This window comes from Saccharopolyspora sp. NPDC045941 (assembly GCF_056431445.1).
The window spans coordinates 67634-89252 of sequence record NZ_JBWKKU010000001.1 but is presented as its reverse complement, the minus strand read 5'-3'; the positions used below and the strand labels follow the sequence as shown (position 1 = coordinate 89252).

Sequence of the window (21619 nt, the reverse complement as noted above, 5' to 3'; positions counted from 1 at the left end):
GGGCAGGGTCACCCAGGAGGCAGAGCCTTGGACGAATTTTTCGTCAACCCGTACACGTTCGTCCCCCTCCCGCCGGAGGCGCCGCAGCGCGCGGCACCCAACGGGCACCGAGGAGATCCGGCGCTGCTGTCCGGAAAACTCACCGTCTCGATAGAGGCCGTGACACCTCTGCTCATACGCGGCTTCGGCGACGACGACAGCGCCGAACTGCCGACGCGCCCGGACGGCACCGCGTTCATTCCGGGCTCGTCGTGGAAGGGCGCGATCCGGTCACTGCACGAGACGATGACCGGCAGCTGCCTCCGGGTCTTCGACGACGAGTTCGTGCCGAGCTACCGGGATCCCGTCGAGTGGAGCAAGGGCCGGCGGATGGCGGTCGTGACCGTCGCGCCGCATGGCGATCGGCCACCGGTGGTGGAGCTCTGCGAACTCGGCGACATGCGCAAGGACCGGCTCACCGCGAAGCAGCTGGACGACATCAACGCACGTCGCCCGCTCCTGTCCGGCACAAGATTCACCAAGGAAGACGGCGTTTTCCAGCGGGATCCCAGCGGTGAGTGGGTGCTGTTCCTCAGCGACACCCGTGACGACAGTGGTCCTTACTTCGGGCACCTCCGCAAGTGCAACGGCCAACCGGTCGAGGTGCGGCGGGAAGTGTGGGATCGCTTCCGGGAACTGGTCGCAGGCACCGATGACCAGCGCCCCAGCGAGCTGGAAGCACAAGACGGAAAGCCCATCAAGCTCGTGACCGTCCGTCGCAAGAACAACAACGGCACCGACGAGGTCTGCACCGTCGGCTACCGGCACATCGCGGGTGCCGAGCTGCGGAAACACCAGCCGGTATGGGTCACTTGGGATCCTGAGCACGGCATCACGGACCTGGGCCTGGCGATGGCCTGGCGACACTCCGGCGAACACGCCACCGGGAAACGCGTCCGGGAGTTCGGGCCGTGCACCTCGGATCGCGAGTTGTGCCCTAGCTGCCGCCTGTTCGGCTCGGCGGACCTGTCCGGAAAGCCGGACGATCCCGAAGCGGCCGATCGGGCGATGCAGCGCTCCTACCGAGGTCATGTGCGGTTCGGAGATGCACTGGCCGACGTGGCGGTGAAGCCGGAGCCGTACACCTTGCCTCCGCTGGGAGTGCCGCGCCCGGGAGCCGGGCAGTTCTACCTGCACAACGATGAATTCGAGGGAAAGACCGCCAGCGGGGAAGATCAGCCGCTGCGGGAGTGGGGTTCCGAGGCTGACCAGGAGGAACTTCGGGAGTTGCGTGGGTGGAAATACTACTGGCACACAACAGAGTTCAACGGACGCGAGGTCGCCCGCCCGCACCAACGGAACAGCAAGATGGCTTCGGAGGCGGTGGCCTTCCCGGCCGGAACGAAGCTCACCGCCACGATCACCTTCACCGACATCGACCACGCCCAGCTCGGCGGCTTGCTGGCGGCCCTGCTTCCAGGCCGGGCGATGGAGTCGGGCGGCTTGTTGCAGCACATCGGCGGCGGGCGGCCGCTCGGTTTCGGCAGCAGCCGGATCACGCTGGTCGAGGGCGAAATGTGGACGAACGGCTCCCGCTACGACGGCGGCTCGGCGAAGCAACCTGTCGACGCCGAGCAGCTGCTGGCCGAGTTTCGCGACGCTCAGCCCGAACCGCTGCGGAAAACCCTATGGCCCCAACTCGCCGAGGTCCTGCACCCGGACTCCGTCGATCCGGAGAGGGTCTGGTATCCGCCAGGCGAGCCGTGGGCGCGGCACGGTTCGGAGAAATTCGATGCCGGCTTCGCGTTCTGGAAGCACACCTCGGGTTACGGCGAATATCCCCTCACTTCGCTACCCCATGTGGATCCTCGCGCCGAGCACGACCACGAGTTGCCGCTCGTCGTCGAGGAGAATCCGCAGCAGAAGGGGAGCTCGTGAGCGTCTACCTGGACATCGGCGTCGTGCACATCCAGTCGTGGCTGACCCGGACGACGAAGCTGCGCGGCCGACGCGGCGGATCGACCATGATCTCCGAGGCGACCGCTCGCGAGACCATCGACAAGGTACTCGAAGGCATGCGGGACAAGGTCGTGCGCAATGACGAGGTCGGCGACATCGACGGCGTCGTGGCGCTGAAGCTACTGGTCGACGACGATGAGGTCGAGCAGCGGGTCAGGCAGCGCGTGATCAGCCATCTTCGTGGAAAGCTGCCGACCGCCACTCTTCGCGCCGGCACATTCGTCGGTGGGAACTACGCCGAAGCCAAGCTGAGCCCGGCGAAGCGGGAGAACACGTGGTCTCCGGCGGTGAGCGACTGGCCGCCGGGCAAGCCGTGCGGTTGGTGCTACAGCTGGCCCGCGACCCCGAACAACGCCGACGAGGAGAACAACCGCCTGTGCGGGGAATGCGCTCAGCGCAAGGCGGCGGCGATCGACGCCGAGCAGGGCGAGCGGATGCCGCGCCAAGAGAAAGAACTGCTGAGCAGGCTCGGCACGACCACACGGGTCCCGAACATGATGAAGGATCTTGCCAAGCTGAGCAGCGGTGGCACGCACGTGGCGTTGATCTACGCGGACGGCAACGCGATCGGGAAGTTTATCGGCGAGCTCCACACAATGCGCCACGAGAAGCGGGCTCGGGAACTATTGCAGAAGGTCACGAAGGTGATCGATGAGTCCACGTGGGAAGCCCTTGTCGCAGCCGTCCGGGAGATCTGGGACAGCGACACGGCACCGCCCGTGGTCCCACACCTGGTCGGCGGTGATGACGTGCTGGTCAGCGTCCCGGCCGACCGTGCGTGGGATTTCGTCCGGACGCTGCAATCGGTGTTCGGGCGGCAGATCAGGAAGAAGACGGACGGAACCGGTGTCCTATCGCCGTCACTGTCAGCCGGAATCGTCTTCCACCACCACATCAAGCCGCTGCACGTGATGCACGATCTCGTCTCGACACTGCTGCGCAACGCGAAAACGCAATACCTCGGTGCCGAGGCCGCCATCGCCTGGCAGGACGCGACGCGCGACGGCGAAGAGCCGATCGACCGGACGCCGTTCCGGCACGCAAAACTGGAGGACGAGGCTCCCCAGCTGGCCGAGCTCGCCGAGCTTCCCAACGCCGCGCGGCAACGACTCGCCGAACTGCTGCGCTCTCACGACCTCGGCACCAAGCCGGTGGAGCAGCACCTCCGGCGGCTCGGCCTGGCCGGCAAGGTCGCTCCCTTCCGGGAGGATCCGATTCTGTTGGCGGACGCACTGGGGATGGTGCACTGGTGGCGGCGGTAACCCGGTTCGAATTCGAGATCACCTTCCACGGCCCGTTCCGGGTCGCGCTCGGGCAGGGTGGCCCAGGCGTGCACAACACCATTAGCCAGCGGCACGCACTACCTGGCTCCAGCCTCAAAGGCGTCGTGCGCGCCACCGCCGGACTGCTGCTCGGCACGGACAACCCGGTGGTGGCCGAGGTATTCGGCTCCAGTCGGCAGCGTTGCCCGTGGCACTGGAGTTCGCCGGTTCCCCGGGCGCACGAACCGGATGAGCAGCCGGCCTGGTATCCGGCGATGCCGAGCGCGCGAGTGCGCATCGATCGCGAGACCCACACCGCGGCCGAGGACATGCTCGTCATCGCCGAACAGACCGGGGCGGAGAGCGCAACCTTCACGGTGACGCAGACCGCCCGCATCGAAGATCTGACCATGCACCAGGACGTGCTGGTAGTCGCCGCGCAAGCGACCCGGTCGCTGGGCGCGCTGCGGCGGCGCGGCCTGGGCTGGGTCGGCATCACCTGCACAAGCCACGAACTCGACGAAGCCGCCGTCCGCCGATTCCTCCAGGTGAATCAGCCATGACCGAATCTGCAAAGCTGACCGTCACCCTCACCGAGCCGGTCGCGGTGGTCCGCCACCTGCGCAATGACTTCCGGCAGGAGTCCTACGACCACATCCCCGGCACAGCCGTGCGAGGAGCGCTGGCCGAGCAGTGGCTGCTCGCGCACGGCGATCCCAACGATGATTTCCTCGAAATCTTCGAAGGCGACGTGGTTTTCGGCCCGTTGCACTGCGCGGCGAGCCTTCCGGTGCCGCTGAGCGTCAAGGTCCACAAATACCGGGCGGGCGACGACTGCAGAAAGCTCTGGTGGGACTCGGTCGACGAGGAGGCGGACGCATGCCCGTGGTGCAAGCAGAAGCTCGAATACAGCAAGGGCGGCCCGATCGGCAAGGTTCGGCGGACGCCGCGCACTCGGCCCGCGCTCGATGCGGAAGGCGTCGTGCGCACGGGAAGCCTGTTCAACCAGAGCAGCATCGCCGCGGGCAACGTGTTCGAAGGCTGGCTGTCCGGGCCCGCGCTGCGCTCGCTGCACATCGATGGTGAACCGGTGCGAACAATCTCCCTGGGCGGAAAGCGCACGATTCAGGGCAATGCCGAGGTCGCCATCGACTTCGAGGCCGAGCCGGAGCCCGCAAAGCTGATCGGCAAGGACGTGATCCTGCAGCTGGCCGCGCCGGGGATCTTCGTCGATGCGCTGGGCCTGCCCGCCGCCGAGCCGGACCTGTGCGAGCTGTCGGAGGTGCTGGGCGTGGAGGCCTCATCGGTGGTGAAGCCCTGGCAGCGCTGGACAGAGGTCGGCGGCTGGCACCTGGCCAGCGGCCTGCCGAAGCCGACGGAGCGGGCGGTTCAGGCTGGCTCGACCTACCGCGTCCGCTGTGCGGAGCGGCCGAGCGACGCCGCCCTGCGTGCGCTCATGGTTCGCGGGGTGGGGCTGCGGCGGCGGGAAGGTTTCGGCGCGCTGTGCCGGCCGGTTGCACCACTTTCCTTCTACCAGTGGGGCAGCGTTCTCGCGAAGCTGCGCGCGGACCTGAGTGTCGACGATGGGGGAGCCCTTCCCCACCTGCGCAAACGCACCGCGGAGCTACGGAAGGGCATCGAGAGCGACGCGCCGTTCCGGGATCTGCTGGATCGCGACGACGAGTACGCGAAGGCGCTGCGGAAACTGCTGGACGTCACCGATCCAGTGCTTTTCGGCCGCCTAGTCGAGAAGTTGGAGTACGGGAAGTGAAGGTACTGCTGCTGACGGCACGGATTCGCCTGGAATCGGAGGGCGGTGTGATCGGTGCCGAGCTTCCGACCGAGCGCGGCAGCGACCTGCGGCTACACCGCGACCCGGCCGGCAGCATCCACCTGCCCGGCACGACCGTGGCGGGCAGCCTGCGTGAACACTGCGGCGAGGCGCTGGACGACCTGTTCGGCAGCCGGCCGGAGGAGCGGAAAGAACCGGATTCCGAAGACTTCGCCCTGACGCCGTCCACGATCCAGGTCCTCGGCACCCGCTATCGTCCGGCAGTCGACGATCCTGGGCGGGACGAGACCGGTCACCACGCCCGAACTGCGATCGACCGATCGCGCGGCGCGGCCAGGAACAACGCCTTGCACAGGGTCGAGCAGCTGCCGCGCGGGACCGAGTTCGACATCATGCTGCGCTGGAATAACCCGGATCAGCGGCGCGAGGTGTTCCTGACCAAGCTGAAGTCCTGGCACCCGAGGCTGGGGCGAGGTGTCACCACCGGGGCCGGGAAGTGCCGACTCATCGGCTGGGGCGCCGCCGACTACGACCTGGCCACGCCCGAAGGCCTGCTCGATTGGGTCCGCCGCACGGGCCTGGACTCCTACCCCGAACCAACCAGTCAGCCAGTGCCCGCGCCCGCTGCCGAACCGCTGCTGAACGTGCATATGACCATTGTGGACGGTCTGCACTGCGGCGTTGGTGACGAGGACAAACCCGAGCAGGCGCCGCGCGAGATCTTCCAGCTGGACGGTGCTCCGGCGATTCCCGGCTCGACGCTCAAGGGCATCATGCGGTCCCGCGCGGAGTACATCTGCCGCGTGGTCGGAGTTCCGGCCTGCAACGGCCAGGAGGATGACGAGTGCCGGCCGTGCCGGATCTTCGGGTCAGGCGGCCACGAGTCCGCGCGGCGAGGGGCGATCGTCGTGCACACCGCCGTCATCGAGAACCCGGTGGTGGAGAAGGAGCGTCCGCACGTGGGGATCGACCGGTTCTCCGGCGGCTACAAGGACGGCGCGCTGTACAAGGACGAACTCGTGGTGGCCGGGCAGTTCCGGCTGCGCGTCGATCAGATCGGGAAGCTGGAAGACGGCGACCTGCCGCTGCTGAACGCCGTGATCGCCGACTTGAACGACGGATTGATCGGCATCGGCCAGAGCACCATGCGCGGCTACGGGACGGTACGCGTCGCCGACACCGACTGGCGGGAGCCCGACCTGGCGTCGCTCGCCTCGACGCTCCGGAAGGACGCTGCATGACCTGGCACCTGCACGGCAGCGGCCACCGGCTGGCCGATGACTGGCGCGAGCTCCACTCGATCGCTGCGGGCTGGGACGCGAGCTGGGCGGACGTGAACGGCTTCCACCTCGAACCCATGCCCACCCGGCCACCGATCACGACCCACCTGTGGGCGTGGGCCGCGCGACGCTGGCTGCGCGTGCGCATCGACGGCACGGACTGCTGGGCAGCCCTGCTGACCAGTGGCGAAGCGGCGGTCGGCGACCTGTGGACCGAGCACGAAGAGGTGCCGGAGCCAGAAATCACCAAACTGCGGCACTGGCACCAGGACGAGGGCCAAGTCCACCAGTTCAAGGGAAACAAAGAGATCCTGAACCGAGACGACTTCATCCAACTGACCCCACTACGCCCCACCACAGCCGCCTTCATCGGCCACACCTCGACCCTTACCTGAACCACCCGCGCACCACCAGCACCGCTGGTGATGGTCACCCAACTGCGAGCGGTCCAACGCGAACACCTCCAGGCACGAACCGCTCGCAACCCAAAACCGCAGGTCACAGGACGAATAGCAGGAGTGTAAGATCAACGAGAGCCAAGCGAGCGATCTCCACCGGAAACCGCTCGCGTCGATCTTTGAAACCCCAGGTCAAAGCCCCCAAAAACACCAAGCCCTATCACCGGCCCACAACGCCGGTCCCCTTTGAGGCGCGGGGATCCCGGTGGAGTCCGACAGCACGTCGGCCTGTCACGGGCCCACAACGCCGGTCCCCTTTGAGGCCACCAAAGACTTTCGCACCAGCGCGGCGACAATGCCCGCAACTGTCACCGGCCCACAACGCCGGTCCCCTTTGAGGCGTGTTGGCGAGCGTCCCACATCGGCTCAGCGTGTTGCCCCTGTCACCGGCCCACAACGCCGGTCCCCTTTGAGGCAGGTACAGCGCCAGCATGGCCGTGTCGTAGTTCATCGAGCTGTCACCGGCCCACAACGCCGGTCCCCCTTGAGGCCGTGATCCAGCGTTCGATCTCGTCGAGCGACGATGCCTGTCATCGGCGTCCAACGCCGGTTCCCCTTGAGGCACACCCTCGCCCTGGAATGAATAGAACAGTTCGGAGACTGTCACCGGCTCCCCAAGCCGGTACCCATTGAGGCCAGCTACCTGCCGGTCACAGAAAGAGCGGGGCGGGGCACCTGTGGCTGGTGGCCCGCCCCGCTCTTCTGTCGGTTCGATCAGATGTCGAACGCACCGTCCTGCACTCGACGCACGAACGCGGCGAACGCCGCTCCGTCGACGTCCAGGATCGGACTGCTTTCGCCGAGCTTCGTGTCCCGGATGCCGATGCGGCCCGGGGCGAAGCCGATCTCGACGCAGTTCGCGTTCTGCTCACTGCGGGCGGACTTGCGCCAGTCTTTGAACTTCATGGCGACGATCCTTGCGTTACAGGGTTGTGCTGGGCTCAGTAGCTCTCGGCCACTTCCAGCACCTTATCCCTGGACGCCACCGGGTCGAGGGCTGCGCCGATCAAGCGCGACCACAGGCGGTTGTACAGGTCCACGTCTTCGCGGTCGTCGAGGTACTTCCCGTCGTGATGTTCCTCCAGGTACACGAACTCGAGCGGCCCCGAGTTTCCCGGCGCTTCGATGCGGAAGGTCATGAACGACTGGCTTCGCGCCGCCGGATGGATCCGCGCCCCGAACGGCAGCACCTGGAGCTGCACGTTGGGCAGCTCGGAGATCTTCGCTACGTGGTCGAGCTGCTTCCGCATGACATCGGGCGTTCCGACCACGGTGCGGAGGGCGGACTCGGACAGCACGAAACCGATGTCGGGTCGGTCTTGTTTGGTGAAGATCTCCTGACGCGCCGCTCTGGCTTGGAACACGTCGTCAATATTCTCGACAACCTGCGGCACGGCTTCCGCATGCATGGCGTGCAGGTACTCGGGTGTCTGCAGCAGGCCCGGCAGGAACTCGCACTGGTAGTGGTTGAGGACCGAGGCGTCGGCTTCGAGGTCGACCATCATGCGGGCGTACTTGTGGTAGATCGCCCGGTAGCCCGTCCAGCGGCCGCGTTGTTCGCTGCCCTTCGCCAGGTCCAGGTAGAAGCTCCGGTCGACTCGGACGCGGACCTTGCCGGCGTAGAAGTCGACGAGTTGGTCCAGGACTTGACGTTTCAGTCCGGTTTGGCCCGACTCCAGGCGACTGATCGTGCTTTCCGCTTTGCCGATGGCGCGACCGGCTTCGGCCAGGTCGCAGCCGGCGTCTTCGCGGAGGTGCCGAAGCTCGTGTCCGAGCTGGAGTCGACGCACTGTTGGTGTCGGCATGTTCGTCAGCCTTCCACGCTCCGGGCGATCAGCGGCGCGATCTCACCCGATCATGTTACTGCCCAAAACGCAATTGCGTTGCTACCTTGATGACGTACCGAACGGAATTGCATCGAGACACAGAGGGCAGCCACAGGAGCCAGATTTCTGCTACTACCAGCTAAATTTGCGCTGGCGGCGAAGAATCTGAAGATCTTGCTAGTTGCATTTTGCAAGTCTCGGCGAGACTGGCAAGCACCCCCAGGCGAGCCGGTATCCGCGTCGGTGCTGCGGTGCCTGGTGGGCGTATCCCCCGACCTCGCGCGTCTGCCAGGCACCGCTTCTTGGATTTCCGAGCAGAACGGACTTTTCGATGAAGACCACCACTGCACCGGTCTCCCGAGGACCTGCGGCCGTTTCTCCCCCGGCCGTGCCGCGGCCTCGGGCGGGAGAGGAGGCGGCCGCTACTGCCCCGACCCCATCAGGCGACCGCCCCTCTCCCAACCTCCCCGCACTGGGCCGGATTTCACCCGGCACCCGGGTTCAGGCGCAGGTCTTCGGCGAACTGATGGAGGGCCACGTGCTACCGCACGACACCTCCACCGTCGGCCGGCTACCGCTGGTGCCGGTCCAGTTCGGCGAGTTCTGCTGCATCCTGCTGCCCACCGATCTGTCCATCATGGACATTCCCGGAACAGCGGGCTGAGGCCGTCGCCCGACGCGACGCGCCCCCTCCCCCGCGGCGCGCGGCGGCACCCGGATCGCGGACCTGACCGCACCTGCGATCCGGACGAGCGGGGCCGGGAGCACCGTGGCACCTCCCGGCCCCGCCACAAACCAGCACACGACAAACACTGTCGCCTACATCGACAACGCCACAGCCAGCCCATCAGCCACGGCGCCATCGGCAACACCACCGGAATCACGCGAAGGCTCCGGCGTCACGCCCTCAGCCACGGACCCTTCGCGACCCAAAACCGCAGGTCAAACGACGTATCACAACGGTGTAAGATCAAAGAACCCCAAGTGAACGATCTCTACCAGAGACCCTTCGCAACGATCCTTGAAACCCCAGGTCAAAGCACCCAAAACCCAAACCCTCCGTCACCGGCTCCCCAAGCCGGTCCCCTTTGAGGCCTGCTTGCGGCGTTCGATGACGGGGTCGTTGCGCACCGTCACCGGCTCCCCAAGCCGGTCCCCTTTGAGGCTGCCACTCAGCCATCTCTGCATCGGTCATCGACTCCAGTCACCGGCTCCCCAAGCTGGTCCCCTTTGAGGCTCGCCGTTGGCAGGGCAGGGTTCGAGCTTGTCCAGCCGTCACCGGCTCCCCAAGCCGGTCCCCTTTGAGGCGCCCTCGCGTTCGTCAGGTCAACGAGACCGTTCGATCCGTCACCGGCTCCCCAAGCCGGTCCCGTTTGAGGCCAGCGACCACATGGGACGCCTTCGACGTGGGTCTCCAACCCGTCACCGAACCCCAAGCTGGTCATCCTTTATTGCAGCTCGCCGCTGGGCATGCGAAAGCGGGGCGGGACACCTTTGGTTGGTGTTCCACCCCGCTGCTTGTGCTGGTTCGATCAGTTTTCGGCGCTTCGTCGCTTGCTCCACGGGCGCGGCTGCGCCGCGACCTTCAGGAGCAAACGCGCTCTCGCCGAGCTCGTGTCCCGGGTGCCTACGCTTCCCGGTCAGCGGGGCACGCTGTAGAGCACGCGTTTGCCCGGGTGCTCCGTCACCGTCCAGACCTCGTTCTTGCCCGGCCAGTACGACAGGTCCTCCACGCCGATCGCCACCTCGCGGTCCGGACCGTCCACTGTGAGCACTCCTGCTCCGGTCGCCTTGTCCGGCAACGCGGCCTGGAAGTGGCCCGGACCGGTTGTTCCTCCGCCCGTGCTGCTGAGGTACCAGCGGCCGTCCGTCGCCGTTGCTCCCTGCACGCGCGGCTTCGGCAGGCGGAGCGCCGACTTCGCCCGCCAGATGCCGTCGCCGTCCGGGCTCGGCAGGCCCGTCGCACCGTCGAGGTTCCAGCGCGCCACCCGGCCGTTCAGGTTCGGGTCGCCCTGGTCACCGCAGTACTCGCCGGTCAGCAGCGTGTCCGGGGTGGTGCTGCGGTCCAGCGACACGTACGAGTAGCGCTGGCGGCCTCCCGCCAGGCACTTGTAGTCGGCCGGGTGGTCGACCACGCCCTCCGGGTTCGACCAGCCCGCCACCTGCGGCATCACGTAGCGGTAGCCGAAGCCGTAGTACACGTTGTTCTGGCGGCCCACCTGGTTCTGGTCGGCCGTGTCGCCGTTCGTCGCCGACTTCAGGTCGAAGATCGAGCGCATGTCGAACAGCCGGATGCCGCGGGCCGTGTCGACGAGGTAGAGGTAGTTGCCGTACCAGACGATCCCGCCCGCGTGGACGCTGCCTCCGTCGCCCGCCTGCGGCGTGGTGACCGCCTCGTAGGACGGGTTCCCGTTGCTGTTGATGTACGGGTAGACGAGCAGCACGTGCTGGTATTTGCTGGTCGCCGGGTCGAGGAAGGAGACCCGCACGCCCTTCGCCGGGCTGGTGTCCTTGTTGTACCAGCTGACCAGCAGGGCCTGCTTCGTCCCCCACTGCTGGTCTTCCTGCGCGTCCGCGACGGTCGTGACGCCCTGCGGCATCCACACCGTCGTGTCGGTGTCGCCCGCGTTGAAGCAGAACTTGCGCAGCGTCGGTTCCTTCATCGTGTCCAGCGCCGGAGAGGTGCAGGCGCTTCCCGTGCTGCCCTGGCGGTTTGCCTGGTCCAGGATGTTCTGCACGCCGAGCTTCGGCAGTTGGGCGTCCAGCTTGTCGACCCTCGACTGCAGGTCACCGCTGGTGTTGTTGAGCACGAAATCGTTGAGGTTGGGCGCATCCGCCGGGACCGCCGCGGCGGGTGAGGCTGCCAGCGTCGCGGTCACCACGGCCGCCGATAACGCTGCGGCCAACAGGTTTCGTCTGCTCACCGGGGTCTCCTTCTGGTCGAGAGCGGCGAACATCGGGAGGCTACGCGGACCAACGCTGCGACAGAACGGAATTCACCTGTTCGACCGCCACCGTTCGGCCGCGTGGCGGGTGCCGGATGGGTGCCCGGCTGGTCCCCCTTCCGCAATTTCCATTGAAATTGAACCTTCGATTTCAATGGAAATTGCGGACCGACCTCGGGGTGGGGGCATCGGCGGGGCCTTAGGGTGGGTTCTCGATCGGTTCGGGAGGTTCGGTGACTAGCGATCCGGCGGAGCTCGACGAGGCCATCGCGCAGCGGTACGCGCAGCTCACCGAGGAACTCGACGACGAAACCGCCTACCAGGTCCTGGTGGAGCTGGCGGACTTGTTGCTGCACCGTGCCGAGAGCGACGACATCGACGACGTCATCGAGGTCGCCGGGAACCTGCTCGACGCCCTCGCCGACGACTCCCCCGCCCGCGCCGCACCGCTCTACCAGCTGGGCCTGGCGCACGCGATGCGCGCCGAGCGCGGCGCCCAGGAGGAGTTCCGCGCCGCCGTCGGCTACCTGCGGCGGCTGCGGCCGCTGCTGCCCGACGATTCCGCCGAGATCGTGGCCCGGATCGGCCTGATCACCGCGCAGGCGGCGCTCGTCCTGGAATCCTTCGAGCACGTCGACGACGCGCTGGCCGATCTCGACGCGGCCTTCGCGCAGCTGCCGGACTCGTTGCTGCGGAACCAGATCCGCTTCCGGCGCGGCGCGATGCACCTCACCCGGTACCTGTCGATGGGCGGCGGCGAAACCGATCACCGGACCGCCACCGAGGACCTCACCGCGACGCTCGACGTGCCGTCCGACGCGCGCACCTCGGACGCCTGCCACATCGGCCTCGCCTTCCTGCTGCTGACCGCGGAAATGCCCGCCGAGCTGCGGCAGGGCCCCATCGCCGCCGATGTCGCCGACCGGATCACGCTGACGGCCCCGGCCGAGGACCTCGCGGAGGTGCGCCGCCACCTGGACGCGATCTCCCCCGACGGAGCCGGCGACGGGTCCGTGACCACCTTGAAGGTCATCGTCAACGCGGTGGGGAACCTGGACGGCTCGACCACCGAGGACTGGACGACCGCGATCGGCGAACTCGACGACGCGAAGAACGCGTGGCCCGACGAAGAACCCGGCAAGCGGGAAATCGCCGCGCTGCAAGCGGGTTTGGCCACGAAGCTCGCCGAGGTCAGCGGCAGCGCCGAGGACGCCGACGCCGCGACCGCCCAGATCGCCGCGGCAGCCGCGGCCTTGCCCGCCGACCACCCCATGCGTTCGCTGCTGCTCACCGGGCTGCGCTTCGCCTCCAACCCGCCCGGCAAGGCCGCCCCGGACCTCGACCCGGCCGAGAACGCCGCGGTGATCCGGCGGCTGGAGCAGGCGCTGGAGCAGTTCTCGGACGACGACCCGGACCGGGCGACGGTGCTCACCCAGCTGACGTCGACGCTGTTCAGGTCCGTCGCGACCGACCGCGCGCAGTCGCCGGCGTCCCTTTCCCGGGTCCGGGAGCTGAGCGAACAGGCGATCCGCCGCGGCGGCGCCGACCGGGTCAACGCCGGGATCAACCACTTCCTGCTGGGCGCCGCCGAGAGCTTCCAGGTGGTCAACGACCGCGCCGAGGAGAAGCTCGGGGCAGCCGTGGCGAACATGCGGCGCGCCGACGAGCTGCTGCCCGCCGACCACAAGTTGCGGCCGCTGATGATGCCGTGGCTGAGCTGGCTGCTCACCCAGCGGTTCATGGCCTTCGGCGGCCAGGAGGACCTCGACGCCGCCCGCTACTACGCGGCGGCCAACGACGGGAACGACCAGGTCACGCGCTTCGCCGCCGCCGTGAGCCGGCTTTCGCCGCACCGGCTCGACGCCGCCACGCTGGACGGAGTGGCCGCAGAGCTCGAAGAGCTGGCAGCGGAGATGTCGCCGGGGGACTTCCTCCAGCCCAGGATCGCGAGCGCGCTGGGAACGGCGCGAATGCTTCGCAACCTCCTCGACGGCGACGAGTTGAGCTTCGCCGGTGCCGACTCCGGCGAGGCGCGCGACGCGATGAACGCCGTCCTCGACGCCGTGGCCCGGGTTCCGGAGCACCACGTCGACCAGCCGAACGAGGCCCTGGGCGCCGCGAACGCGTTGGTCGTGCAGGGCATGGCCACCCGGGATCTCACGCTGCTCAACCGCGGCGTCGGACTGATGGTCGAGGTCTGCGGGAAGACCGACCTGTTCCCGCGCGAGCGTCGGCACGCGCTGGACATGCTGGGGACCGCGTTGCGGGTCCGCTACGAGTTCACCCGCGATCCGCGCGATCTCAACAACGCCATCGACCGGTTCGAGCAGGTGCTCCGCGAGTTCGAGCTGGAGCCGGGCGCGTTCGAGACCGCGCACCTGTTGAACTCGCTGGCCGACTGCTACGCGACCCGCGGCGATGCGGTGCGCCGCGATCCGCAGCGCGCGGTGCAGAACGGGCTTGAGGCGTTGCGCGAGAGGGCGCGCAACGTGCTGCTGCAATCCAGCGCCCGCCGCGCGTTGGACACCGCGAACACCGCGTCCGGCGAGGCGGTGCAGGTGAGCCGGTGGTGCCTGGCATCGGGCCAGCCGGAGACCGCGGTGCAGGCACTGGAGCTGGGGCGCGGCATGGTGCTGCACGCCGCGACGGTCGACGCGAACATGCCGGCCCTGTTGCGGGAGAACGGCCACGCGGACCTGGCCGAGCGGTGGGAATCCGAGGTGGGGCAACAACAACCGTGGGATGTCGGTGGTGCCGGCACGGCCAGCGTCGCCGATGCCGCGCTGCCCAGCGACCTGCGGTACCGGGTGCTGCGGGCCTTCGACGGCACCGCCGCCGAAGCGCACCTGCTCGCTCCGCCGCCGGTCGCGGAGATCGCCGCCGGGCTGCGCGCCGCTCGCACCCAGGCCCTCGTCTACCTGCTGCCCGGGGCCGCGGTGCTGGTCACCGCCGATGGGCTGGTCGAGCGGGTGGAGTCGCCGCAGCTCACCGAGGACGGCCCGGTCGCCCGGTTCGACCGGCTGCAGCGGGAGCGCGCCCGGGGCGACGACGTCGAGGAGCAGTGGCGCGCGGCGTTGGCGAGCGTCTGCGACTGGGCGTGGACCGCGGTGCTGAACCCGGTGCTGGACCTGGTCGCCGCCGGTCCCCGCGAGCGACCGCTGCGAATCGTGCTGGTGCCGACCGGAAAGCTCGGCACCGTGCCGTGGCACGCGGCGCGGCGGCGGGTGCCCGGCGGCAAGGTCCGGCACGTCTGCCAGGACGCCGTCATCTGCTACGCCGCGTCGGCGCGGCAGTTCGTCGAGGCAGGTCGACGCGAAACCCGTTCCTGGGCAAGCGAACCGGCGCTGGTGCGGACGCCGGACCTGCACTTCAGCCGGCACGAGCTCGGCCACATCCACGAGGCGCACTACGGGCACGGCACCTACCTGGGCAAGCCGCCAGACCCAAGGCGCCGTCGGCAACGCCGCGAGCCGCCGAAGCCCGCCGAGGTGCTCGCGCTGCTGCCCACCGCCTCGCTGCTGCACCTGGCATGTCACGCCACGCCCGCCGAGCTGCCGATCGAGTCCGCGCTGCTGCTCGGTTCCGGAGAAGTGCTGCCGGTGCAGGACATCCTGCGCCAGGCGCGGGACCGGCCGCGGGATGCCGCCGGGGCGCTCGTCGTGCTCGCGGCCTGCGCCAGCGACCTCACCGACCGGCAGCACGACGAGGTGCTGACGCTGTCCACCGCGTTCCTCGCCGCCGGTGCCGCCGGCGTCGTGGGCACGCGCTGGGAAGTCGAGGACCTGCCCACGGCCATGTTCATGATCGTGTTCCACCACTACCTCAACGCCGGCTACGCCGATCCGGCGAGCGCGCTGCGGGCCGCGCAGCTGTGGATGCTCGACCCGCGCCGCCGCCCGCTGCCCGGCCTGCCCGAAGAACTCTCGCTCTTCTTCGCCGACATCGACCCCGCCGAGCTCGCGCACTGGGCAGGATTCACCTACCAAGGCCGGTGACTTCTGCTTTTATGAGCGGCGTAGCCGCTTGCGGTGTGGGACGCAGCTTGCACCGCCGCGCAAGCAAACCCTGAAAACTCTCCGCTTGAGAGGAGTCCCATGGCGTCGGCGACGTTCGGCATCGACCTCGGCACCACGCACTCGTGCATCGCGCACATCGACGAGGCCGCTCGCCCGGTGATCGCCAAGAGCGCGGTCGGCGAGGACACCACGCCCTCGGTGGTGTACTTCGAACGGCCCGGCACGGCGCTGGTGGGCACGGCGGCGAAGAACTCCGCGCTGCTCGCCCCGCACCTGGTGGCGCAGCTGGTCAAGCGCGACATGGGGCGCAAGAACACCGAGTTCACCTACCACGGGAACCGCTACACGCCGGAGAAGATCTCCGCGCTGATCCTGCGCGAACTCGCCCGCGCGGCCGAGGAGAACACCGGGCACACCGTGCGCGACGTGGTCATCACGGTGCCCGCCTACTTCGGCATCGCCGAGCGCGACGCGACCCGCAAGGCCGGTGAGATCGCCGGGCTGAACGTGCTCGACGTGCTGGACGAGCCGGTCGCCGCCGCGCTGCACCACCACGCGCTGGACAACGCGCCGCAGACCCGGCACGTGCTGGTCTACGACCTCGGCGGCGGCACCTTCGACACCACCGTCATCCGCGTTTCCGGCGACGACATCAAGGTGGTGTGCACCGACGGCGACGGCCGGCTCGGCGGCGCGGACTGGGACGAGCGGATCACCGACCACCTGCTGGCCGCGTTCCGGGACGCGCACCCGAACCTGGACCCGAGCGCGGACGAGCTGGCCATGCAGGAGTTCGCCGACCGCGCCGAAGAGGCTAAGAAGGCGTTGAGCGCCACGATGTCCCGCAACGTCGCGCTGCGGGCCGCGGGTGCCGCGGTGACGGTGCCCGTCACCCGGGAGCAGCTGGAGGAACTCACCGCCGACCTGCTCGACCGGACGATGACGATCACCGAGCGGATCATCGAAACCGCGCGCGGCAAGGGCGTCGAGCGGTTCGACGAGGTCCTGCTGGCGGGCGGCATGACCCGGATGCCCGCCGTGGCGGCGGAGCTCAAGCGGCGGTTCGGGCTCGACGCACGGCTCTCCGAACCGGACCTCGCCGTCGCCAAGGGCGCGGCGCTGTTCGCGCTGATCAGGCAGGCCAAGAAGGTCCAGGGCGCGCCGGCCGAACGGCAGCTGGGGATCAGCGCGGCCGACGTCGATGCGATGGCCAGGAAGCGGGTCGCGACGGTGGTGCCGCGGGCGTTCGGCGTCAAGGCGCTGGATCCGCGGGACCCGCTGGCGCTGACGGACCCGATGCGGGCGCGGCAGATGGTGGCGCACCTGCTGCACGCCAACACCGAGCTGCCCGCCGACACCGGCCCGTACCCGTTCCAGACGGCCATCGACAACCAGCGGATGGCCGAGATCGAGGTGTGGGAGCAGGCCGGGTCGACGCCGTCGGACGAGCTGGCCGACAACACCAAGGTGGGCCACGGCATGCTCACCGGCATTCCGGCCCGGCCGGCCGGGTGCCGGATCGAGATCACCTTCCACATGTCCGAAACCGGCGCGCTGACGGTGCACGCGAAGGAGTTGGAGAGCGGCAACGACGTGCGCTTCGAGCTCGAGATCGGCGGCATGGACCAGAAGGCGGTGGCCAAGGCACGCACCGACATCGCAGGCCACCAGGTGAGCGGTTAGCCCAGCAGCGCGGACAGCTCCTCGACCTCGGCCGTCACGCGGCTTTCCGCCTTCTCCAGCGAATAGCCCTCCGGATGGTGCGTGAGCACCACGACGATGTACCGGTCGCCGCCGCCGACCAGCCCGCTGGTGTGCACGTCCACGCCGCCGCGTCCGGCCGCCCACGCCTGCTTGACGCCCCACTCCCCGCCGGGCAGCGCGCTGGGGATGCCGAAGTGCTGGTCGGTGCCGTCGGCGGCGATGCGCGCGGCATCACGCAGCGGATCGAGCAGCAGCGCGCGCTTCTCCGCCGGCAGCTCCAGGACGTGCTGGTACACCTTGACCACGTCGTTCGCGGTGATCAGCGTGTCGCCCCAGCGGCCCGGCGTGTCCGGGGGTTCGGTGTCGGACAGGCCGAGGTCGGCCGCGACGCGGGTGACGATCTGCGGCCCGCCACCGGAGGACCACAGTTCGCTGGCGATGCCGTCGTCGCTGTGCGAGAGCATCCGGGTCACCCGCGGGCTCGGCCGCTTCGGCGTGGATCCCGCGGTCGACCAGGTCGAGCCCGATGAGCAGCTTCACCAGCGACGCCGACCGGAACTGCCGGTCCGCGTGGTCGGTGCGCAGCGTTTCCTGCTCGACGCGGTCGAAGACCACCGTGCTGGAGTCGGTATCCCCGGATGCCTGGCCGACGCCGAACGCGATGGCCAGGACCGCCACCGCGACCAGCGCTGCGACGACCGGCCAGTTGTTCCGCCGCCGGGGGCGCTGTGCCCGCAGCGGCCTGGTCTTCGCTTCCAACATGGTTCCAGCGTCGCGACGCGATGTCGGCGTCAAGCCTTGGTCATGTCATGGTTTCGCTACAGAACCACATGGGTGCCGCGGTGGAGATCCATAATCGGCCGGTGCCGAATGTGCTGCTGATAGAGGACGACCCGGCCGTCCGGGAGGGGCTGTGCCTGGGCCTTCTCCGGCACGGACACGTGGTGGAGCCGGCGCCGGACGGGGAAGGTGGGCTGCGGCTGCTGGGCGCCGCGGACATCGTGGTGCTGGACGTGATGCTGCCCGGGATCGACGGTTTCGAGGTGTGCCGCCGGATCCGGGCCGCCGGCAACCTGCCGATCATCATGCTCACCGCCCGCGGCGACGACATCGACGTGGTCAGCGGCCTGGAGGCGGGCGCCGACGACTACGTGGTGAAACCGGTGCAGGCGCGAGTGCTGGACGCGCGGATCAAGGCGGTGCTGCGCCGCAACGGCGGTGGCCCGGGCCAGGATCGGGAACGGCACGGCGATCTCGTGATCGACCGCGCCGCGCTGGTGGTGTCGAAGGCGGGCGAACCGGTCCCGTTGACGCCGACCGAGCTTCGACTGCTGCTGGAGCTGTCGAAGGTGCCCGGCCACGTGCTCAGCCGCCAGCAGCTGCTGAACCTGGTGTGGGAGCACGAGTTCCTGGGCGATTCGCGGCTGGTCGACGCCTGCGTGCAGCGGGTGCGCATGAAGATCGAGGACGTGCCCGGCTCCCCCGTCTACATCCGGACCGTGCGCGGTTTCGGCTACCGGTTCGGCCCCCTGTGATCGGGCGCTTGCTCGGCAGGACGCGGGGAATCCGGCCGCGGATGGTCCTGATCGTCACGTTCGTCGCGCTGCTGGCGACGGTCGCGGCGACCGGGGCGAACTACGTCTCGGCCCGCCGCACCGTGCTCGCCACGACGCAGGACCACTTCATGCAGCAGCTGCGCGACGACGTCGACCGGCTGGCCCCGGGCCTCCGGCTGCCCCTCGACCAGGCCGCCCTCGACGAACTCCACGGCCGGCTCGGTAGGCACACCGTCGTCGTCTTCGGCGGCCTGACCGCGAAGGACGCCACCTATCCCGCAGCGGAGATCTCGGAAGGCCTGCGCGCGACGGTGCGCAACGGCACGCAGGTCGTGTTCCAGCGGGTCGAGAACCAGAGCACCGTCATGCTCGTCGTCGGCATGCCCGTGTTGACCACCGACGAGCACTTCCAGCGCCACCCGTCGGGGCTGGAGGTGTACGCCTCGTTCCCGCTCTACGACCAGGAGCGGCAGATCCAGGAGTTCGCGACGAACGGCTGGCTGACCGGCGCCGTCGCGGTGCCGCTCGCGGTGATCGTCGCCTGGCTCGCCGCCAGCGCGGTGCTCCGGCCGGTGCGCCGGCTGCGCGATGGCGCCCGCAGCCTCGCCCGCGGAGACCTGACGACGCGGCTGCCCACCCGCGGCTCCGACGAACTCGCCGAGCTGGCGCGGACTTTCAACGACAGCGCGGCCAGCCTGGAGGCTTCGGTCGGCGAGTTGCGGCGGATGGAGGCCGACTCCCGGCGGTTCGTCGCCGACGTGTCGCACGAGCTGCGCACCCCGCTGGCCGCGATGACGGCGGTCAACGAAGTGCTCGACGAGGAAGGCGCGGGGCTTCCCGGCGACGCCGGCACCGCCGCCCGGTTGATCAGCTCGGAGACGAAGAAGCTCGCGCGGCTGGTGGACGACCTGATCGAGATCTCCCGGTTCGATTCCGGCACCGCGCGGCTCGACCGGCAGGAAACCGACCTCGGGGAGCTGATCACCGGGACGCTGCGCACCCGCCAGTGGGGCGACCGGGTGGAGGCGGACCTGCCGCCGGGGATCGTCGCCGAGGTCGATGGCAGGCGGGTGGACGTGATCGTGGCGAACCTGGTGGGCAACGCGCTCCGGCACGGCGAGCCGCCTGTGCGGGTGCGCCTGCGCAGCGCCGGCGGGCAGGCCGTCGTCGAGGTCACCGACAACGGCCCGGGGCTGCCGGAAGCCGTGCTGCCGCACGTTTTCGCGCGGTTCTACAAGGCCGACGCGGCGCGCACCCGGTCGGAGGGCAGCGGACTCGGGCTGTCGATCGCGATGAAGAACGCGGCGTTACACGGCGGCACCATCGAGGCGGGCAACCAGCCCTGCGGTGGTGCGAAGTTCACGCTGCGGCTGCCCCTGGAGGTCTCGTGAAACGCATCGCCTTGGCGGCCGTGCTGCTGGTGCTCGCCGGTTGCGGCGTGCAGCCGACGGACGTGGTGCTCGCCGGGAAAGGGCCGGACGGCATCGCACGGGGGCCGGTGCTGTACTTCGTGACCGGCGAGCCCGGCCAGGTCAGGCCGATGACCCGGGAGACCGGCCGGCTCGGCACCGTGACGGAGGCGCTCCGCCTGCTCGCCGCCGGGCCCACCCCTGCCGAAGGCGCGGCCGGATTCCGCACGGAACTGCCGTTCCTCACGACCGAGCAGGTGTGGGCCGGCGCCCCGGACGGCGGGATCGTGACCGTGCAGATCCCGGTGCCGCCGAGCACGTTGTCCGCTCTCGCGTCGACGCAGCTGGTCTGCACGGCCGTCGGGGTCAGCGCGATGGCCGGGGCGAACGCCCAGAAGCTCATGGTGCAGCTCAGAGGTTCGGGCGAGGTCGGGAAACCGGTGCTCTGCCCGGCCAACGCCTAGGCCACGCCCGGAACTCCCAAGCCCGGCGGCAGAGGCTGTCCGGGAACGTCGATTTCGCGCGAAATCGCCACAGCCCACGCGCCACTTCGAGGGCACAAGCCCCTACCCCGGAACAGGCTCTATAGAGGCTGTTTTGGATATCGTGGTGTGAGGTGTGGTCCCGCGGAGTTTGTCTTTGAAGCGGCGCAGCCGCTTAGCCCACCCTCGCAACTCGCACCGCCGCGGGTTCTCAGGGGCCTTCTCGCGAGGACAGCCCCGACGTGGCGAATTGGCATTCATGAGTCGGGGATCCCACAGCGAGAAGGTTCCTGAGGTTCCGCTACCCGCACCGCCACGCAGAGCAAGTTTGGAAACAGGTCCTATAGCCTCGCGGTCATGGCGGACTGGGAGCTTCGGGACTCTTCGGCAGCGGACGTCGGGGCGGTGGCCGAGCTGCGGGCCGTCGTGCTCCGAGCGGACCTCCAGCGGCTCGGCCGGTACGACGAGCAGCGCGTGCGGCAGCGGCTGCGGGACGGGTTCGAGCCTGCGCACACCTGGGTGATCGAGGTGGGTGGCGCCTTCGCCGGCTGCGTGGCGCTGCGCCCGGCCGAAAGCGCCTACTGGCTGGAGCACTTCTACCTGGCCCCGGACCTGCAGGGCAGGGGCATCGGATCTGCCGTGCTGGGCAGCCTGCTGGAGCGATGCGACCGGGAGGACGCCTTGGTCCGGCTGAACGTGCTGCAGGGCAGCCCGGCCCGGGAACTGTACGAGCGGCACGGGTTTTCGGTCGAGACCGAGGACGCCGTGGACGTCTTCATGGTGCGCGCCCCGGCTTCGCGAGCGCCCGGCGATCGATCGGGCTTCCGCGATCCCGGCCCCGCCTCGTCGGATCTTGGTGTTGACTGAACCACGGACACCGGACGCGCACCG

The 21619-nt window shown here is 69.0% G+C and carries 17 protein-coding genes; 13 read left to right on the top strand and 4 right to left on the bottom strand.

The genetic code is table 11. From position 1 onward, the window contains the following. Positions 1-27 precede the first annotated feature (27 nt). Genes AC07FN_RS00375 through AC07FN_RS00350 form a run of 6 tightly spaced genes read left to right on the top strand, consistent with a single transcriptional unit; the run spans position 28 to position 6727 of the window. A complete protein-coding gene (locus tag AC07FN_RS00375; protein WP_478393674.1) occupies positions 28-1917 on the top strand; it encodes an RAMP superfamily CRISPR-associated protein in 1890 nt (629 codons plus the stop codon). Next, the gene (locus AC07FN_RS00370; RefSeq protein ID WP_478393673.1) at positions 1914-3260 is read left to right on the top strand and encodes a Cas10/Cmr2 second palm domain-containing protein; all 1347 of its coding nucleotides are present in this window, start codon (positions 1914-1916) and stop codon (positions 3258-3260) included. The genes AC07FN_RS00375 and AC07FN_RS00370 overlap by 4 nt, the downstream gene beginning before the upstream one ends. Further along, complete coding sequence (locus tag AC07FN_RS00365) at positions 3248-3823, top strand: RAMP superfamily CRISPR-associated protein (RefSeq protein WP_478393672.1); 576 nt, start codon at positions 3248-3250, stop codon at positions 3821-3823. The genes AC07FN_RS00370 and AC07FN_RS00365 overlap by 13 nt, the downstream gene beginning before the upstream one ends. Beyond that, positions 3820-5031, top strand: coding sequence for a type III-B CRISPR module-associated Cmr3 family protein (locus tag AC07FN_RS00360; RefSeq protein WP_478393671.1), 1212 nt, complete (start codon positions 3820-3822; stop codon positions 5029-5031). Before AC07FN_RS00365 ends, AC07FN_RS00360 begins: the two co-directional genes overlap by 4 nt. Then, the gene (locus AC07FN_RS00355) at positions 5028-6293 is read left to right on the top strand and encodes an RAMP superfamily CRISPR-associated protein (RefSeq protein WP_478393670.1); all 1266 of its coding nucleotides are present in this window, start codon (positions 5028-5030) and stop codon (positions 6291-6293) included. Before AC07FN_RS00360 ends, AC07FN_RS00355 begins: the two co-directional genes overlap by 4 nt. Beyond that, the gene (locus AC07FN_RS00350; RefSeq protein WP_478393669.1) at positions 6290-6727 is read left to right on the top strand and encodes a hypothetical protein; all 438 of its coding nucleotides are present in this window, start codon (positions 6290-6292) and stop codon (positions 6725-6727) included. Before AC07FN_RS00355 ends, AC07FN_RS00350 begins: the two co-directional genes overlap by 4 nt. 777 nt (positions 6728-7504) lie before the next feature. On the opposite strand, the gene AC07FN_RS00345 is transcribed toward AC07FN_RS00350, so the two are convergent. Together AC07FN_RS00345 and AC07FN_RS00340 are read right to left on the bottom strand one after the other, a co-directional pair. Beyond that, complete coding sequence (locus AC07FN_RS00345) at positions 7505-7696, bottom strand: DUF397 domain-containing protein (protein WP_478393668.1); 192 nt, start codon at positions 7694-7696, stop codon at positions 7505-7507. 35 nt (positions 7697-7731) lie between these two features. Then, positions 7732-8595 (bottom strand): helix-turn-helix domain-containing protein, encoded by an 864-nt coding sequence (locus AC07FN_RS00340; protein ID WP_478393667.1) that lies wholly within the window; start codon positions 8593-8595, stop codon positions 7732-7734. 559 nt (positions 8596-9154) lie between these two features. Here AC07FN_RS00340 and AC07FN_RS00335 point away from each other — a divergent pair. Next, on the top strand, positions 9155-9280 hold the full coding sequence (locus tag AC07FN_RS00335; RefSeq protein WP_478393666.1) for a hypothetical protein: 126 nt from the start codon (positions 9155-9157) through the stop codon (positions 9278-9280). Positions 9281-10256: 976 nt separating this feature from the next. Here the strand turns inward: AC07FN_RS00335 and AC07FN_RS00330 are convergent. After that, positions 10257-11540 (bottom strand): hypothetical protein, encoded by a 1284-nt coding sequence (locus AC07FN_RS00330; protein WP_478393665.1) that lies wholly within the window; start codon positions 11538-11540, stop codon positions 10257-10259. Positions 11541-11794: 254 nt separating this feature from the next. Between AC07FN_RS00330 and AC07FN_RS00325 the strand changes: the two genes are divergently transcribed. Together AC07FN_RS00325 and AC07FN_RS00320 are read left to right on the top strand one after the other, a co-directional pair. Beyond that, complete coding sequence (locus AC07FN_RS00325; RefSeq protein ID WP_478393664.1) at positions 11795-15556, top strand: CHAT domain-containing protein; 3762 nt, start codon at positions 11795-11797, stop codon at positions 15554-15556. 99 nt (positions 15557-15655) lie between these two features. Beyond that, the gene (locus AC07FN_RS00320; RefSeq protein WP_478393663.1) at positions 15656-17260 is read left to right on the top strand and encodes an Hsp70 family protein; all 1605 of its coding nucleotides are present in this window, start codon (positions 15656-15658) and stop codon (positions 17258-17260) included. Here AC07FN_RS00320 and AC07FN_RS00315 read toward each other — a convergent pair. Next, positions 17257-17745 carry a serine hydrolase gene (locus tag AC07FN_RS00315; protein WP_478393662.1) on the bottom strand — a complete coding sequence of 163 codons (489 nt, stop codon included), beginning with the start codon at positions 17743-17745 and terminating at the stop codon, positions 17257-17259. The genes AC07FN_RS00320 and AC07FN_RS00315 overlap by 4 nt on opposite strands. Before the next feature lie 366 nt (positions 17746-18111). Between AC07FN_RS00315 and AC07FN_RS00310 the strand changes: the two genes are divergently transcribed. The 4 genes from AC07FN_RS00310 (at position 18112) to AC07FN_RS00295 (ending at position 21595) form a co-directional block, all read left to right on the top strand. Further along, positions 18112-18816, top strand: coding sequence for a response regulator (locus AC07FN_RS00310; protein ID WP_478393869.1), 705 nt, complete (start codon positions 18112-18114; stop codon positions 18814-18816). 41 nt (positions 18817-18857) lie between these two features. After that, entirely contained in the window at positions 18858-20228 is a 1371-nt protein-coding gene (locus tag AC07FN_RS00305; protein ID WP_478393661.1) for an ATP-binding protein, read from the top strand. After that, the gene (locus tag AC07FN_RS00300) at positions 20225-20710 is read left to right on the top strand and encodes a GerMN domain-containing protein (RefSeq protein WP_478393660.1); all 486 of its coding nucleotides are present in this window, start codon (positions 20225-20227) and stop codon (positions 20708-20710) included. Before AC07FN_RS00305 ends, AC07FN_RS00300 begins: the two co-directional genes overlap by 4 nt. A 375-nt stretch (positions 20711-21085) precedes the next feature. Next, positions 21086-21595: a GNAT family N-acetyltransferase gene (locus AC07FN_RS00295; protein ID WP_478393659.1), complete on the top strand. Its 510-nt coding sequence runs from the start codon at positions 21086-21088 to the stop codon at positions 21593-21595. Positions 21596-21619 lie beyond the last annotated feature (24 nt).